This is a genomic window from Paraburkholderia madseniana, from assembly GCF_009690905.1.
Classification (GTDB): Bacteria; Pseudomonadota; Gammaproteobacteria; order Burkholderiales; family Burkholderiaceae; genus Paraburkholderia; species Paraburkholderia madseniana.
Genome location: NZ_VOSW01000005.1, coordinates 99013 through 113903, shown reverse-complemented (window position 1 = coordinate 113903; position 14891 = coordinate 99013). Strand labels below are relative to the sequence as shown.

Below are 14891 nucleotides of genomic sequence, written 5' to 3'. Positions count from 1 at the left end.
AGAAAAGTCATGGAAAGTTCGACGAGGCAACAAATTCCCGCAACGCTGATCCCCGGCGACGGAATCGGGCCGGAAGTGGTTGACGCCACGGTTCACATTCTTGACGCCTTAGGGGCACCATTCGTTTGGGACGTGCAGCATGCCGGGGTCGCCGGGGTCACCCAGAGTGGCGACCCGCTACCGGTCGCGACACTCGATAGTGTTCGGAGGAACAGGCTTGCCCTCAAAGGCCCATTGACGACCCCGATCGGCGAGGGGTTCCGTTCTTCCAACGTTCGGCTTCGGGAAGAATTTCAGCTTTTTGCCAACGTCAGGCCCGTACGTACCATCGTGCCCGGTCGCTACGACAAGATCGACCTCGTGCTCGTACGCGAGAACCTGGGCGGGTTCTATGTTGCACACGAGTACTATGTGCCTGTCGGCAACGACCCGAAAGCGGTTGCGGTCGCGACAGGCGTTAACACACGCGATGCCTGCACGCGAATCACCAGATTCGCTTTTGAATACGCCTTGAAGCATGGACGAAGGAAGATCACCGTTGTCCATAAAGCCAACATCCTGAAGGCACTCACCGGTTTGTTCCTGGAGGCCGCGAGAGACGTGGCTCGGGAGTACGCAGGCCGTGTGGAAATGAATGACATGATCGTCGACGCGTGTGCCATGCAACTGGTGATGAACCCGTGGCAGTTCGATATGCTGCTGTGTACCAATCTGTTCGGGGATATTCTCTCGGACCAGTTAGCAGGTCTTGTCGGCGGACTTGGCATGGCTCCCGGTGCGAACTACGGCAATGACGCTGCGATATTTGAAGCCGTGCATGGATCGGCGCCGGACATTGCCGGTAAGGGCGTAGCCAATCCCATCTCCTTGCTCCTTGCGTCAGGCTTGATGCTTGACCATGTCGGCAAAGGTGATCTCGCCCAACGATTGCGAGCTGCAATCACTGAAACACTGAACACGGACCAGATCCGCACGCGCGACCTGAAAGGGACTGCGTCAACGAACGAGTTCGCCGATGCAGTGGTTCGTCGGATCGAGAGCGCCTAGTCTAGGGGAGACGTTGAATCGTCATTTTCCGCAAGACCGGAGGCTCACGCGGTCACCTGCGCTTCGGCTCGCACATATGTCGATGTGCCATCCTGGCGCGGGCGTCCGCGCTGCAGCCATGGCTCGATGAGGTGTGCATTTGGCGATCGTACATTCGACGGCGAGACGGGAATAGCCGCTGCCGCGCCGGTATTCGCCCGTCAATATCATTCTCGTTACTGACGGACGCACCGGCATTTGGCTGCGCGGCTAACGACGCAAAGCAGGGTCAACTCTGGCATAACGCGGAAAACATCTCGTCGACGAAAATGGGCAGGGTCGCGACGGATCGGTCTTCGCGTAGCGCGCGGTGGTCTGCGTGGACGCGTGAGGAACGGCGATCTAACCGGATAGCCCGCAGCACCCTTGACGACCGGGCCGAACTTCACGATCTTGTCGTTCGCATCTTTCCAGAGCACGAATGCCTCGCAGTACAACCAAGAGCAGCGACGTCGAGCGCGGTCAGGAGTCCGGCAGCGCGTCACGGCTCTGCGATTGCCGGCCAGTGCAGCTTCGCCTTCGGTGACAGCCAGTCCGGCATCTGGACGTCGGGCGACGGATGTGCCTCCATTTCGGGAATAGGGCGCTTTCCAGGATTGCCACGCACCAGTTTAAGCGCGGTTGGAACGGGCTTTCTGCCACGCATGTTGTCCTCCCTAAGTCCGGCACCATCCCATCAAAACGCGAATTTCGCGGCGATAAAAATTGTGCCCTGCGCGCGGTCGCCGGGGCAAACCAGCAGGGATTCCAGGCCCCTCCGGCGCGAAATTCGGCCCGGCGCGGCCCTGAATCGACCCGTGGCAAGGCGCCCGCGGGCCTGACGTCCCGTTGAATAATCCGCGCATGACGGGCCGTCCTAGGCCGTTTTGCACTGATGTCCCAACTAACCCGCGCGCCGGTTGCCGAAACCATCATCAACCCGCGCGGTGTTGCTGTCATGGCACGTCTTAGCCATCGCGACCCAATTACTTTGATTCCAGAAGAGCGCCATGTCGCCGCGATGCGCGATGCGATGATCAACGACAGCGGACGGCCGGATGCGCCCGCGCATCCGGCATTCGTCGCACTCGCATATCCGTATATGTCGGCGACGCGGTCCGACGCCCGGAATTAAGCATTTGGATGAGGTTGGGCAATGGCGCCCGGTCCCTCTCGAACAGAAATCGTTTTTAACGGGGGGTTTAAACAACGCTGCGGGCTCGGTGCGGGGTGGCTGGTCTTGGGTAGCGGCCCAGCGTCCGAGGCGGCCTAAGGGGCTTTCGGGTGTGACCGCATTTTGGAGGGGATGCATCGGTTTTGCCGACGCCACCACGCCACTTTCGCGACTAGGCGCTCTCCCGCTTCTTGGGACGAGAAGCTATTGCTTCGATACGATCCTGCAGGGTTGGCTTCGAAGGAAGTACCTGCGGAAAGAGCAAATACAAATAGCGGGTTTGCCCCAACGCCTTCAATGCTCGCAGGAACGTCTCCAGCGACGCATTGCCATGGGCCTCAAACCGCTTGTATGTCCGTAGCGGAATGCCGGCCTGTCTTGCAAATTCCGCTTGGGAGATCTTTCGCGCAAGTCTTTCGCGTCGAATTCGGGACGCGATGTAGTCGCACAACTCGTGCTCATCGAGGTACGGCAAGCCGCAGGATGCAGAACCGACGGTCGCGTCTTCGCAAATTGCGAACCTGTGCAAGAATGGGTTATCAGATCACGCCTTTTTCTCATGAGCTCCACCTCCAAACTAACGCCGACTGCCGCGAAGAGAATTCAGGCGGCCCAACTGCTGGCCGGCGGTGGTAGCCCCGAGTGGATAGCGTCAAGCAGGAAGTCCGGTTTACCGACAAACATCTTGACCGGACGAAATCATTGTCGCCCCCTAGCCCGACGAGCCACGATCGCTCCGCGTGTCGGTCCAACCCACAACATGATCCTCCGGCGTGAGGCCTGATGCCAGAACGCGGGATGCGAATATCGATCTCGTTCGTTCTGCGGGTCTTACTGCGACAAAACCTCACGTTGTCCTTTTCAAGGATACGCGTGCCTGACAGCAAGCCCGCGTCGTCCAGCGTTCCGGTACCGTCGCAACGCGTCGGAAGGGCCTCGGCGTTGATTACAAGAGGCGGCGCAGTGGTACCTGCGCCGGGGGGGCGGCTCAGGTGGTCGCAATGCCCACTGCGCCTCCATCCGGGAGGTCGGCGGGCAACTTTTCAACCCTCGCGGGGACGCGCCCCCGCCTGGGGCAACGCTTCTCGCGAATTTTCAAGGAGAAGCTATGGAAGGAGCGCAGCTGATTCGATCAGCTGGTATGCGCATTCGCGATGTTGTGCGGAATGCGCATCGGTGGCATGATGGCGGGGATGATTCCGATCGGAGAAGCCCCATGGTCGCCACGTACGCCAGCGTCCCGAAGAAAGCCACCAATGTCTCCCTGGCAGAAGGTCTTTTGACCGAAGCCAAGGAGCTTGGAATCAACATTTCGCAAGCCGCCGAAGCCGGCCTGGCTAAGGCCGTATCCGAGGCACGGGCTGCTCGTTGGCAGGAGGAGAACGCGGAAGCAATCGCGTACTACAACGACTACATCGAAAAGAACGGGCTGCCCCTCGAAGCCTACAGGATGTTTTGATGGAACGATTCACTGTCTATCCACATCCGGATAATCGTGGATACCTGCTGAACATTCAGGCCGACTCGATGGGACACCTCGGTTCCAAAGTGGTGATCCCGTTGCTACAAGCGTCCGAATATCGGCTTCCCGCGTCCAGGCTCAATCCACAGTTCGAAATCTTGGGGAAGCAGTACGTATTGCTAACACAGTCGATGGGCGCCATGCCCGTCAAACTGCTCAACCAAGCCGTCTGCAATCTTTCAGATCGAGCTCACGAAATAGTTGCTGCAATCGACGTTCTGTTCAACGGCGTCTAATGCCCGTAACCCACGCCCGCCGTGTGCACCCTATGGGGCACCGGCGGGTTTGTCTTTTGGTTCGCAGGTCCGCAGGTTTGCTGTCGAGCTCCGCGGATTTGACGGGGCAGGTCAGATGGTTCCGGATTGTGAATTTTCCTAGAACCTCAATGAATTCGGGGCTAGCAGCGATTCCGCTTGCTACCTGAAAACATCATCGGAATACAATCTCCAACCGTGACATGCAATAGCCTAGACTAAATCTGACAGTGGTTGGTTTTTGGTGCTGCTGCGCGCCACGGAAGCGACAAGCTGGAGAGCGTCGCGCTGACAGTAGGTCTATGCGTCGAGTCGGTCAAACGATATAAGGCCGTTCTCGACACGAGAGGCGTTGCGGCTCTCGACAAAATGAGCGTGGGTGGGGGAAAGTCCGCTTTGGACGAGGAGGCACGTGCGTGGATCGTCGACGCCGTTCGTGGGTCTCCGCGCCGTCATGGCTTCGAGGTTGATCGGTGGTCAAATCCGGTACTGCAGGCAGTTATCGAACGCCAGTTCGGCCAGCGGTTTTCCATCGTCTATGTCAGACAGCTGACAATCAATCTAGGCGTGCACGACCGGATGCGATCGTGCAAAACGCCCATCCGGCGGGCTCCGGGCATACTCGATGATCAGGCGCTTTCATGGATCGCTGCGGCACTTCGACACTCGCCCAGACTGCACGATTTCGACTCCGATCTCTGGACCAACCAACGTCACGGAACGATCATCGAGAGGAAGCTCGGCGTACGCTACTCGCGCAGTCACGTCTGGAAGATCGCAACGGACCTGGGGCTGTCGCACCTCCTGAGCAAGGCCCGCAAATGACGGCATCGCAAGGTTCAGGTGTCCCACCAGCCGGAGGCGTGGGCGAAGAAGCCCGCGCCGAACTGCTCTGCTATCTCGTCGTTGCCGAGCTGGTCGCTCGGGCGCGCACCGGCGAATGGCTGCGCACGGACCATCTGGTGGAATCAGGACGCATCTGGTGCAAGGCAAACGGAGCGCACCTTGATTGGCAGGAACGCATCCCGCTCGGACAGATGGCGCCCGGGCTCGCACCACAGGTCATGGAGACGTTTGGCCTCGTGATGGAGCGATCGCTGGTGCCGCTCTTTATCGACGGCTGGATGCTCGACTACGCGTCGCCGGTGGTTTGCGGCATCCACGAGGTATGCGCGGCCCGGCTGAGCCGCAGATACGCCGTTTTGCCTGTTCAAAACCCTTCGTAACTCTTTGATTTTATTGGGACGCTATAGGACGTTTTTGCACCTGAAAACAGGTGCAAAAAACTGGGCTATGTCATTGAATACGTGTGGATTTTTTGATTCGCCGGGGATGTACCATTTCGACACGCATCGCCAGCTCGTCATGTTGCGCGGTCAGCCGGTGCCGCTATCGGGCACGCAATACCGGTTGGCGTCGCTGTTCTTTTCCAATATTGGCCGCGTAATGTCGCGCGACCATATCTTCGCGATGGTGTGGGGCCGTGAGTTCCGCGAGTTCACCCGCACGATCGACAGCCACGTGTCGCGTCTGCGCCTGCTGCTCGAGATCGAGCCGCAAAACGACTTCCGGCTGCAACCCGTTTACAAGAGCGGCTATCGGCTGCTGCATCTGCGGCAAGGTGAAGCGGCCGCGGAAAAGCAGGCGGCCTGACAAACCGGCACATCATCGGCCGCGCCGCGGCCGGAAGCGGCTACGGATCAATTTGCCGCAACTCAAACCTGCGGCAGCGTCGGCCGGTTTTCAATCGCCCGGCGGATCAACGCTTCGACTGCCTTGCGTTCGTCTCCGGCCAACGGCAGACGCGGCGGCCGCACCGGCTCCGTACCGAGCCCGACGATCGTCTCGGCAAGCTTGATGTTCTGCACCAGCTTCGACGAGACGTCGAGCGCGAGCAGCGGCGCGAACCAGCGATAGATCGCGCGCGCTTCTTCAAGACGGCCCGCCTTCAGCAACTTGTAAATCACCACCGTCTCGCGCGGAAACGCGCACACGAGACCGGCCACCCAGCCATGCGCACCCATCAATATCGCTTCCATCGCGAGGTTGTCGACCCCGCACAGAATCGCGAAGCGGTCGCCGACCACGTTGATCAGATCGGTCACGCGCCGCACGTCACCGCATGATTCCTTGATTGCGACGATCTTCTTTTCGTCGGCGATTTCCGCGAACATGTCGGGCGTCATGTCGACGCCATAGGCCAGCGGATTGTTATAGATCATCAGCGGCAGCGCGCTCGCATCGGCGACGCTGCGAAAATGGTGCAGCGTTTCGCGCCGGTCGGACAGATAGCGCAGCCCGGGCAGCACCATGAATCCGGCCGCGCCATGCCGGCTGCCGGCTTCGGCCTGGCGGCATGCGTCGAGCGTGCTGTTCTCGGCGATCGTCAGCAAAACGGGCACACGGCCGCGCGAGGCCTCGACGGCGATGTCGAGCACTTGCAGCTTCTCGTCCAGCGAGAGCGTCGATGCTTCGCCGAGTGATCCGCACACGATGATGCCGTCCACACCCGCGTCGATCTGCGCCTCGATATTCTTGCCGGTCCATTCGCGGTCTATGCTGAAATCCGCGTGAAACTTGGTGGTAACTGCGGGCAATACGCCTTCCCAGATATGCGCCACGACTGCTCTCCTGAGTGTGTTGAGTCGAAGCGCAGTGTAAGCAGGTAAAATGCTGCCGTCTTGCGCGATTCACGCGTGGCGGATGACGATTTCAGCATAGTGGCTGTGCTTGTATGCCCGGCAAGGCCAAGCGGATCAGCTATTTCAGCATAGGACGCAAAATACGTCGAAAGCATGTTGACTGGGCCTCACATGCGTTCTTGACCTCGCTCGATAGAGGTTGTGCAGACGCGGCGCCCACCTGATTTCAATAGCCGACGCGTGCGCGGATGGACAGATAGGCTATGCTGAAATCGTCACAATCCACGATTATGCGCACCAAGACTCCGGCGCCCGGCATTCCTACCATGTGCATCATGAAAACCCTAGACATCATCGACTCGCACACCGGCGGTGAACCGACCCGCCTGGTGGTGTCGGGTGGCCCGGCACTCGGCGGCGGCACGCTGGCGCAGCGTCTCGACGTGTTTCGCACGCAATTCGACGACTGGCGCGCTGGCATCGTCACCGAACCACGCGGCTCGGACGTGGTGGTCGGCGCGCTGCTGTGCGAGCCGGACGACCCCGCGTGCGCGGCCGGCGTGATCTTTTTCAACAACGTGGGCTATCTTGGCATGTGCGGGCACGGCACGATCGGTCTCGTTGTCTCGCTCGCGCACATGGGGCGGATCGGGCCGGGGCTTCATCGGATCGAGACGCCGGTCGGCGTCGTCGAAGCGACGCTCAACGAGGACGGCAGTGTGGCCGTGCGCAACGTGCCGGCTTATCGCTACCGGCAAGGCGTGCAGGTGGACGTGCCGGGCTACGGCATGTTGACTGGCGACATCGGCTGGGGCGGCAACTGGTTCTTTCTCGTCGCCGACCATGGGCACTCGCTGGAGGCGGCGCGTATCGCCGAGCTGAGCGCGTTCAGCACCGCTATCCGCGATGCGCTGATCGCGCAGCGCATCACCGGTGCGGACGGCGCCTTGATCGACCACATCGAACTCTTCGGACCCGGCTCGCGAGACGGCATCGACAGCCGCAGCTTCGTTCTCTGTCCCGGCAACGCGTATGACCGCTCGCCGTGCGGTACCGGCACGAGCGCGAAGATCGCCTGCCTTGCCGCCGACGGCAAGCTTGCCGAAGGCGCGGTGTGGCGGCAGGAGAGCATCATCGGCAGCGTATTCGAGGCGAGCTATCGTCACGCCGGCGATGGCGTCTCGGTGATTCCGACCATCACCGGCCACGCGCACATCATGGCCGAAGGGCGTTTGTGTTTCGACGAGCGCGACCCGTTCGCATGGGGCATCCGCACGGCATGACAGCGGATGCGTTGATCGTCGGGGCCGGTATTGTCGGCGCGGCTTGCGCGGCGGAGCTGGCCGCGCTTGGCATGCGGGTCGAGGTAATCGACGCGCAGGGCATCGGCGGCGGCGCGACGGCGGCGGGCATGGGCCACATCGTCGTGATGAACGACTCGCCCGCGGAGTTCGCGCTGAGCCGCTATTCGCGCGACTTGTGGCTGGCGCTCGCGCCGCAACTGCGCACGCGCGATGCGTTCGCGCGCTGCGGTACTTTATGGATTGCCGCCGACGATGAGGAATGGCAAGCCGCCCGAATCATGCATGCAGCCTTCGAAGCGCAGGGCGTCTCCGCTCAACTGCTCGACGCGGCTGCGTTGCGGGCGTGCGAGCCGGTGCTGGCGGCATCGATGGCGGGCGGGTTGCGGATCGAGCACGACAGCATCGTGTATGCGCCCACGGTTGCCGAGTGGCTGCTGACGCAATCTTCAGGAGTCGAGAATATCCGTGTGCGGCTCGGAACGCAGGTCGCCGAGATCAGCGCGCGTGGCGTGACGCTGGCCAACGGAGAGCGCATCAGCGCCGCGCATGTGATCGCGGCCAATGGTCTGGGTGCTCAGCAACTGCTACCGTCGCTGCCGTTGCAACCGAAGAAAGGTCATTTGCTGATCACCGACCGTTATCCCGGACTCATTCGCCATCAACTGCTCGAACTGGGCTACATCAAGAGCGCGCATCACGCGGCCGGCACCTCGGTGGCATTCAATGCGCAGCCGCGGCCTACAGGCCAGTTGCTGATCGGCTCGTCGCGCCAGTTCGATACAACCGATCCCGCCGTCGACATGCCGGTGCTCGCCCAGATGCTGCAGCGCGCGGCGCACTATCTGCCGGTCCTGCCGACGCTCAATGGGATCCGCGCGTGGACCGGCTTTCGTGCGGCGTCGCCGGATGGTCTGCCGTTGATCGGTCCGGCGGGTGATTTTGTACCCGGCGTGTGGCTTGCGGTCGGACACGAGGGACTGGGCGTGACGACTTCGCTGGGCACTGCAAAGTTGCTTGCCGCGCTGATCACCGGGAACACCGCGCCGATTCCCACCGAGCCGTACTTGCCGGTCCGTTTTGCGCAGAAGGTGGTCCATGACTGACGCCGATGCAACACGCCTTCACTTGACGATCGACGGTAGAAGCGTCGAGGTCGACGCGGGCACGATCGTGGCCGCGGCGCTTGTCATGGCGGGCGCGGGCGGCACGCGGACGTCGGTCAGCGGCGAGCCGCGCGCCGCGCTGTGCGGGATGGGCGTGTGCCAGGAATGCCGTGTCACGATCGACGGCCGGGCGCATGCGTTGGCATGCCAGACGCTTTGCCGCGATGGGCAGGTGGTTTGCACTGCCGCGGCTGCGGCCAATGCTGTCAACGCGACTAGCGCGACCAACGCGACCAACGCGACCAACGCGACTAGCGCGGCCACCGCGACCAGCGGGACCAACGCCCCCACCACCACGGACAAACGATGAAGCAGCACTTCAATATCGTCGTGGTAGGCGCCGGTCCAGCCGGGTTGAACGCCGCGCAGGCAGCGGCACGCGAGGGCGCCTCAGTCGCGGTGCTCGACGACAATCCGCGCGCCGGCGGTCAAATCTGGCGGCAAGGTCCCGGCCATCCGCCGCAAGTGCCGCTACAAGGCCTGCTCGGCGCCTTGAAGACGCAAACCAATGTCACCCTTTTGCCGTCGGCCCGCGTGATCGCGCCTTTGCGTCCGCGAGGTTTGCTGCTCGAGTCGGCTGAGCATGGTGGTGTGTCGATCAGCTACGATCGATTGATTCTCGCGACCGGCGCGCGCGAGCGGCTACTGCCATTCGCCGGCTGGACCTTGCCCGGTGTGACCGGTGCAGGCGCACTGCAGGCACTCATCAAAGGCGGCATGCCGGTACGCGGCGAACGGATCGTGATTGCAGGCAGCGGTCCCTTGCTGATCGCGGCGCTTGCCACCGCACGTGCAGCGGGGGCGCGGGTGCTGGCGGTCGTGGAGCAGGCATCGGCGCTCCAGGTCGCCCGATTCGGAGTCTCATTGTTTAGCGAGCCGGCGAAGTTGCGGCAAGCCGTTGCTATGACGCGCGGCTTCGCGGGCGTGCGTTACTGGACCGGCAGCATCGTCCGACAAGCGCATGGCGATGGCCGTGTCGAGCGCGTGACGATCCGGCGCGGCCAGCAGGAGTCGGCGCTCGACTGCGACCGCATCGCCTGCGGCTATGGACTCGTGCCGAACATCACGCTTGCGCAAGCGCTCGGCTGTGCGATCAACGAAGCGGGCGAGATCGTCGTCGACGGTGAACAGCGGACTTCGGTTGACGGCGTGCTGGCGGCAGGCGAATGCACGGGCGTAGGCGGCGCGGAACTGGCGAGTGTCGAAGGCGAGATTGCAGGGCTAGCCGCGAGCGGCGGCTCAGCAAGCGGCGTCTCGGCAAACGCCACCACGCTGCAAGCGCAACGAGCCCGATGGCGGTGTTTCGCGAGGCGCGTCGAAATGGCCTTCGCCTTGCAGGCCGCCGCGCGCACGCCACCCGACGACGCCACGCTGCTCTGCCGTTGCGAAGACGTCAGCCTCGGCGAGGTGCGCGCCTATCCGGATTGGCGCGAGGCCAAGCTGCATACCCGCTGCGGGATGGGCGCATGCCAGGGCCGGATCTGCGGCGCCGCGGCTTCGCTGTATCTCGGCTGGCAAGCTGCAGCGCCGCGACCGCCGTTCAGTCCGGCGCAAATCGGCACGTTGATGGCAATCGGCGAGGAGCAGTCGCCCGCTGAATGACCCCGCCATCCATTCGTCCCCTGGATATTTTCAGTAGCGCGTGGCCCTATAATCGACAGCAAGTGCAAACCCGTGTAGTTGCGCGGGTGAACGCACCCAACGTACAACCGCACCGACCACGGAACCCGCACGATGAACACGCTGGCTCATCCGCTCGAACCGGACGACGCAACGCTGTCCGGCATGCTGTCGCATTTCACGCTGCTCGAGCCCGTGTTCGATGCGATGCCGGACGTCGTGTTTTTCGTCAAGGACGCGCATGCCCGCTATGCGCTGGTCAATCGCACGCTGGCTTCGCGCTGTGGCTTCAAGGAAAAGTCCGCGCTGCTCGGCAAGACCGCCGAGGACGTCTTCCCGCACCGTTTCGGTCGTATCTACACCGCCCAGGACAAAGCGATCATCAACGTCGGCAGCCAGATGATCGATCAGTTGGAGTTGCATCTGTATCCCGGCCGTCAGCCGGGTTGGTGCCTGACCTGCAAGCAGCCGTTGCGCGATGCGGCGGGTAAGGTAGTCGGCCTCGCCGGCATCTCCCGCGACCTGAAAGCGGACGAAAGCAGTCATCCCGCGTACAGCCGGCTGGCTGAAGTGGTGCAGTCCATTCAGGAAAACTATGTGCAGCCGCTGAATCTGAAGCAGCTTGCTGCAATGGCGGATATGTCGGTGGCGCAACTGGAGCGCTACTTTCACAAAGTGTTTCATTTGACGCCGCGCCAGGTGCTGCTGAAAACGCGGCTGGACGCCGCCACCGCATTGCTGGTTTCACACGACAAGGTCACCGACGTCGCCGCACTCTGCGGCTACACCGATCACAGCGCCTTTACGCGTCAATTCAAGGCGACCGTCGGCGTCACGCCGACCGAGTACCGGATGCTGCTGCACGGAACCTCGCGAAGCTGAGCCGCCGCACACATGGTTCGTCGCAAGCATCATTACTACGTCTACGTCGTCGCGTTGGACGACACCGTCTGGAACGAGGCACGCTTTCGCCGCGCGAATCCGGATTACCGGTTCGACAAGCCGTGCGTGTACGTGGGAATGACGGGATTGGACCCGGATCTGAGATTCGACCGGCACAAGGCCGGCATTCAGGCAAATCGCTATGTGCGCGATTACGGCCTGCGCCTCATGCCCGAATTGTATGAAGTTTACAATCCGATGCCTTACCGCGGCGCACAGGATATGGAAGTGGAATTGGCGATTGGACTACGCGAGGCGGGGTACGGCGTATGGCAGGCGTAAGTAAAATGTAAAGCGCGCCTTATTTCACGCCAAGTCCGCGCAACACTGCATTGCCTTCGGGCGTCAGACGGATATGCGAGTCGCCTGCGTCGCCGGAGACCGTTTCGATCAGGCCGGCTTCGTGAAGCTGCGGAATCTCGGGTTTCGCGGACGCGTCGATCGGCGCGTGCAGCAACAGCAGCAGCGTTGCCAGTTCGTGGTGGCTCAGCAAGCGACGCAGAATCGTGGGCCGCTTCGCCGGTGCGGGCGTGTCGTTCGTGTTGTGATCGGGCTGGTTCATGAAGCGCACCTTGTGCGGGATAGTGTCGGACGGATCATGCGGATGAAGTCTTAAACGATTCTTAAGACACCATTGTGATGTAACACCGTGACACTATGATTGCGCCGGCACAAGTTACCGACCGTTACACCTGGCCGATTGTTACCCGTGCTTACCTTACGGCGCGCAGGTTTTGCTCGCCGATTCAATCCACAGATTGTTCACGTGGCGTTTGCCCGCGTAGAAGCGATAAGTCGTCGCGCCGTTGTCGCTGCGCACCTTGACGATATTCGAATCGCCGAAATCGAGCATCTGGCCCTGAGGGATCTCGGTCGATTTGAACGCGGCGTTGTGACTGGTCGCCACTTGCGTCAGGCAGGCGACTACGTCGTTGACCGAGCGCTGCGTGGTGGTGTCCGTAACGGGCTCGCCGGCATCCGGATTCTTCTGGAAGTACGCGCAAGCGCTGAGAAGCAGGGGAACTGACAGGACTACGGCAAACTTCTTCATATCGCTCCTGGCGTTTCATTCGGCTGAGGGTACGCGGCACACCAGCACTGGGTAGAGTGCGCGCGGCGCGGGGCGCGGATCAACCGCCATTATATCGGTGCGGCGCGCCCGCTTGAGCCGATGCAGCATGGGCCGTGCCCGATCTGTCTGAATTAGCCGGCCGCAAACTGCAAACCATCGCCCACCGGCATTACCGGCCGCAAACTCCTACTTGCGGCGCTGAGCCTGCGCCGCGAGCCGCACGGCCGCATTGGCCGCGCCATAACCGTCGTAGCCGCCGCGCCGTTCGACAATCTCCAGGAAAAAGCGCTGATCCAGTTGTTCGGTGTAAGCGTGGAAGAACTCGCCTCCGCGTTCGTCGCGGTCGTACAGGATGTTGTGCGCGCGCAGCGCCTCGAGCGTCTCGTCCGGCAGCGCATAGCGGGCGGCGAGGTCGTCGTAGTAATTGCGCGGAATGCGCAACACCGGCAGACCGTCGGCGACGAATTCGGGAACCGCGCTGAAAATATCGCCGGTGCTGAACGCGACGTGATTCAGGCCGGAGCCGTGATAGGTGTGCAAGGCCTCGGCTACTGCCGTGTGGTGATCCACCGAGGCGTTCAGTACGATTCGCACCGAACCGTCATGACTGCGCAGCGCACGGCTGCGCACCAGCCCGTACGGGTCGGGCACCAGCACGCCAGGCTCGGCCTGAAAGCCGAGCGCGGTCCGCAGAAACAGAACCCACGTATCCAGCGAAGGCGCCGGCACAGACAGGCAGACATGGTCGATGCGCGTGAGTGGCCCCACTTCGGTCGGACCGTTGACGTCGGTGAGCACGAAATCGGCTTCGAACAGAGTGGGCTGGTCGGGTGTCTCGTCGACGAAATAGTTCAGGCTCCCGTCGGGCGCCTGCACGGCCGGCAGGACGCGTTCGTTCGGGCCGATCTGACCCGAGAACGGGGCGTAGCCGAACCCAGCGGCGCGCTCGAACGCCTGATTGGCGTCATCCACGCGAAACGCCGACGCGCACAGCGATAAACCATGCTGCTGGAAGAAAGCATTGGCGAATGAATCCGGTTCGGCATTCAGCACGATCGACGCCGCGCCGTGCTGAAACAGCGTCACATCTTTCGAACGATGCTGGCCGGCCTGACGGAAGCGCAGCTTGCCGAGCCAGTCGACGAGATGCGCGCGGGTAGTGTGGTCGACCGCGAACTCGAGAAACTGATAGCCGACGTGCGCGGGCGCAGCGGGCGATCGATAGAGTTCGCCGACCGGCTGCCGGGTGGATTCAAGCAGTGCCCGCGTCTGTTCCTCGAGGAACAGCAATGAGCGATGGCCGTCCGCCGCGGTGATGGCGGTCGGCGCGGCGCGAAAACCGTCGTTGAAAATTTCGAGCGAAAGCGGTCCTGTGTAGCCGGTTTTCACGACCTGCGCGGTGAAGCCTGCCAGATCGAAATCGCCCTGACCCGGGAAGCAGCGGTAGTGGCGACTCCATTCGAGCACGTCCATGGCGAGCTTCGGCGCATCGGCAATCTGCACGAAGGCGATGCGATCGCCCGGAATATCGGCGATCGCGTCCACCGTATCGTTCAGCGACAGCGTATGAAAGCTGTCGAGCACAAGCCCCAGATTCGGATGATTGACCGCGTTGACGAGTTTCCACGCGTGGCGGTAGGTCTTGACGTGCTTGCCCCACGCGAGCGCCTCATAGCCGGCAATCACGCCGGCCGCTTCGGCCGCGCGGGCCAGCGCACCGAGCTGGTCGGTCATCAGCGAATCGTCGCCGATGGTGTCGGGCGAGACGTTGCTGCACACCAGAATCCGGTCCGTACCCAGTTCGTGCATCACGTCGAACTTCCGCTTCGCCCGATCCAGATTGCGTTCGAGGCGCTCCGGGCTTACGCCGTCGAAATCGCGGAACGGCTGGAACAGCATGATCTTCAGCCCGAGATCCTCGGCGATACGCCGCACGTCGGCGGGTGAGCCGTCGAAATACAGCAGGTCGTTCTCGAAGATTTCGACGCCTTCGAAGCCCGCCGCCTGGATTGCGGTCAGCTTTTCGACGAGGGTCCCGCTGATCGACACGGTGGCAATCGAACGTTGCATGAACGGCTCCTGCAAAAACAATGAAACGGCTATTGGGGCAGCGCCAAGCGGCCACTGTACGGC

General features: G+C 62.1%; 17 protein-coding genes and 2 pseudogenes. 13 read left to right on the top strand and 6 right to left on the bottom strand.

Annotated features, from left to right (window positions below; genetic code table 11):
* The first annotated feature begins 9 nt into the window (after positions 1-9).
* A complete protein-coding gene (locus FSO04_RS04425) occupies positions 10-1047 on the top strand; it encodes an isocitrate/isopropylmalate dehydrogenase family protein (protein WP_154558541.1) in 1038 nt (345 codons plus the stop codon).
* A 520-nt stretch (positions 1048-1567) separates the two neighbouring features.
* On the opposite strand, the gene FSO04_RS04420 is transcribed toward FSO04_RS04425, so the two are convergent.
* On the bottom strand, positions 1568-1732 hold the full coding sequence (locus tag FSO04_RS04420) for a hypothetical protein (RefSeq protein ID WP_154558540.1): 165 nt from the start codon (positions 1730-1732) through the stop codon (positions 1568-1570).
* A gap of 228 nt (positions 1733-1960) precedes the next feature.
* Here FSO04_RS04420 and FSO04_RS47400 point away from each other — a divergent pair, with 228 nt between their 5' ends.
* Positions 1961-2200, top strand: coding sequence for a hypothetical protein (locus tag FSO04_RS47400; protein ID WP_233464737.1), 240 nt, complete (start codon positions 1961-1963; stop codon positions 2198-2200).
* 211 nt (positions 2201-2411) lie between these two features.
* Here FSO04_RS47400 and FSO04_RS48690 read toward each other — a convergent pair whose 3' ends face one another.
* A complete protein-coding gene (locus FSO04_RS48690) occupies positions 2412-2690 on the bottom strand; it encodes a helix-turn-helix domain-containing protein (RefSeq protein ID WP_414693387.1) in 279 nt (92 codons plus the stop codon).
* Positions 2691-3455: 765 nt separating this feature from the next.
* Between FSO04_RS48690 and FSO04_RS04405 the strand changes: the two genes are divergently transcribed.
* The 5 genes and pseudogenes from FSO04_RS04405 to FSO04_RS04385 all read left to right on the top strand — a co-directional run.
* Positions 3456-3698: a type II toxin-antitoxin system CcdA family antitoxin gene (locus FSO04_RS04405; protein WP_054043691.1), complete on the top strand. Its 243-nt coding sequence runs from the start codon at positions 3456-3458 to the stop codon at positions 3696-3698.
* The gene (locus FSO04_RS04400; protein WP_154558537.1) at positions 3698-3997 is read left to right on the top strand and encodes a CcdB family protein; all 300 of its coding nucleotides are present in this window, start codon (positions 3698-3700) and stop codon (positions 3995-3997) included. The genes FSO04_RS04405 and FSO04_RS04400 overlap by 1 nt, the downstream gene beginning before the upstream one ends.
* 252 nt (positions 3998-4249) lie before the next feature.
* Entirely contained in the window at positions 4250-4840 is a 591-nt protein-coding gene (locus FSO04_RS04395; protein ID WP_154558536.1) for a helix-turn-helix domain-containing protein, read from the top strand.
* Positions 4841-4878: 38 nt separating this feature from the next.
* On the top strand, positions 4879-5241 hold the full coding sequence (locus tag FSO04_RS04390) for a hypothetical protein (protein WP_154558535.1): 363 nt from the start codon (positions 4879-4881) through the stop codon (positions 5239-5241).
* Between the two features lie 103 nt (positions 5242-5344).
* A pseudogene (locus FSO04_RS04385) lies at positions 5345-5668 on the top strand (winged helix-turn-helix domain-containing protein); the annotation flags it as partial.
* Positions 5669-5730: 62 nt separating this feature from the next.
* Here the strand turns inward: FSO04_RS04385 and FSO04_RS04380 are convergent.
* A complete protein-coding gene (locus FSO04_RS04380) occupies positions 5731-6636 on the bottom strand; it encodes a dihydrodipicolinate synthase family protein (protein WP_168435563.1) in 906 nt (301 codons plus the stop codon).
* Between the two features lie 347 nt (positions 6637-6983).
* Here FSO04_RS04380 and FSO04_RS04375 point away from each other — a divergent pair, with 347 nt between their 5' ends.
* The 6 genes and pseudogenes from FSO04_RS04375 (at position 6984) to FSO04_RS04350 (ending at position 11968) form a co-directional block, all read left to right on the top strand.
* A complete protein-coding gene (locus tag FSO04_RS04375) occupies positions 6984-7940 on the top strand; it encodes a 4-hydroxyproline epimerase (protein WP_154558588.1) in 957 nt (318 codons plus the stop codon).
* Positions 7937-9064, top strand: coding sequence for an NAD(P)/FAD-dependent oxidoreductase (locus tag FSO04_RS04370; RefSeq protein WP_154558587.1), 1128 nt, complete (start codon positions 7937-7939; stop codon positions 9062-9064). The genes FSO04_RS04375 and FSO04_RS04370 overlap by 4 nt, the downstream gene beginning before the upstream one ends.
* Positions 9057-9326: pseudogene (locus FSO04_RS04365) on the top strand ((2Fe-2S)-binding protein); the annotation flags it as partial. The gene FSO04_RS04370 and the pseudogene FSO04_RS04365, both read left to right, overlap by 8 nt.
* Before the next feature lie 104 nt (positions 9327-9430).
* A complete protein-coding gene (locus tag FSO04_RS04360; protein ID WP_154558533.1) occupies positions 9431-10726 on the top strand; it encodes an FAD-dependent oxidoreductase in 1296 nt (431 codons plus the stop codon).
* Between the two features lie 132 nt (positions 10727-10858).
* The gene (locus FSO04_RS04355) at positions 10859-11626 is read left to right on the top strand and encodes an AraC family transcriptional regulator (RefSeq protein ID WP_154558532.1); all 768 of its coding nucleotides are present in this window, start codon (positions 10859-10861) and stop codon (positions 11624-11626) included.
* A gap of 12 nt (positions 11627-11638) precedes the next feature.
* Positions 11639-11968, top strand: coding sequence for a hypothetical protein (locus FSO04_RS04350; RefSeq protein WP_093645319.1), 330 nt, complete (start codon positions 11639-11641; stop codon positions 11966-11968).
* A gap of 19 nt (positions 11969-11987) precedes the next feature.
* Here the strand turns inward: FSO04_RS04350 and FSO04_RS04345 are convergent, their stop codons facing one another.
* The 3 genes from FSO04_RS04345 to FSO04_RS04335 form a co-directional block, all read right to left on the bottom strand.
* Positions 11988-12248, bottom strand: coding sequence for a hypothetical protein (locus FSO04_RS04345; RefSeq protein WP_154558531.1), 261 nt, complete (start codon positions 12246-12248; stop codon positions 11988-11990).
* Between the two features lie 156 nt (positions 12249-12404).
* A complete protein-coding gene (locus FSO04_RS04340; protein ID WP_097396058.1) occupies positions 12405-12737 on the bottom strand; it encodes a hypothetical protein in 333 nt (110 codons plus the stop codon).
* A gap of 207 nt (positions 12738-12944) precedes the next feature.
* Positions 12945-14828: a bifunctional sugar phosphate isomerase/epimerase/4-hydroxyphenylpyruvate dioxygenase family protein gene (locus tag FSO04_RS04335; protein ID WP_154558530.1), complete on the bottom strand. Its 1884-nt coding sequence runs from the start codon at positions 14826-14828 to the stop codon at positions 12945-12947.
* Positions 14829-14891 lie beyond the last annotated feature (63 nt).

Bases quoted from the DNA above. Each gene is read 5' to 3' on its own strand.
- FSO04_RS04350 (WP_093645319.1), top strand. From the start codon at position 11,639: ATGGTTCGTCGCAAGCATCATTACTACGTCTACGTCGTCGCGTTGGAC.
- FSO04_RS04425 (WP_154558541.1), top strand. From the start codon at position 10: ATGGAAAGTTCGACGAGGCAACAAATTCCCGCAACGCTGATCCCCGGC.
- FSO04_RS04375 (WP_154558588.1), top strand. From the start codon at position 6,984: ATGTGCATCATGAAAACCCTAGACATCATCGACTCGCACACCGGCGGT.
- FSO04_RS04340 (WP_097396058.1), bottom strand. From the start codon at position 12,737: ATGAAGAAGTTTGCCGTAGTCCTGTCAGTTCCCCTGCTTCTCAGCGCT.
- FSO04_RS04345 (WP_154558531.1), bottom strand. From the start codon at position 12,248: ATGAACCAGCCCGATCACAACACGAACGACACGCCCGCACCGGCGAAG.
- FSO04_RS04405 (WP_054043691.1), top strand. From the start codon at position 3,456: ATGGTCGCCACGTACGCCAGCGTCCCGAAGAAAGCCACCAATGTCTCC.
- FSO04_RS04355 (WP_154558532.1), top strand. From the start codon at position 10,859: ATGAACACGCTGGCTCATCCGCTCGAACCGGACGACGCAACGCTGTCC.
- FSO04_RS47400 (WP_233464737.1), top strand. From the start codon at position 1,961: ATGTCCCAACTAACCCGCGCGCCGGTTGCCGAAACCATCATCAACCCG.
- FSO04_RS04400 (WP_154558537.1), top strand. From the start codon at position 3,698: ATGGAACGATTCACTGTCTATCCACATCCGGATAATCGTGGATACCTG.
- FSO04_RS04335 (WP_154558530.1), bottom strand. From the start codon at position 14,828: ATGCAACGTTCGATTGCCACCGTGTCGATCAGCGGGACCCTCGTCGAA.
- FSO04_RS04420 (WP_154558540.1), bottom strand. From the start codon at position 1,732: ATGCGTGGCAGAAAGCCCGTTCCAACCGCGCTTAAACTGGTGCGTGGC.
- FSO04_RS04370 (WP_154558587.1), top strand. From the start codon at position 7,937: ATGACAGCGGATGCGTTGATCGTCGGGGCCGGTATTGTCGGCGCGGCT.
- FSO04_RS04360 (WP_154558533.1), top strand. From the start codon at position 9,431: ATGAAGCAGCACTTCAATATCGTCGTGGTAGGCGCCGGTCCAGCCGGG.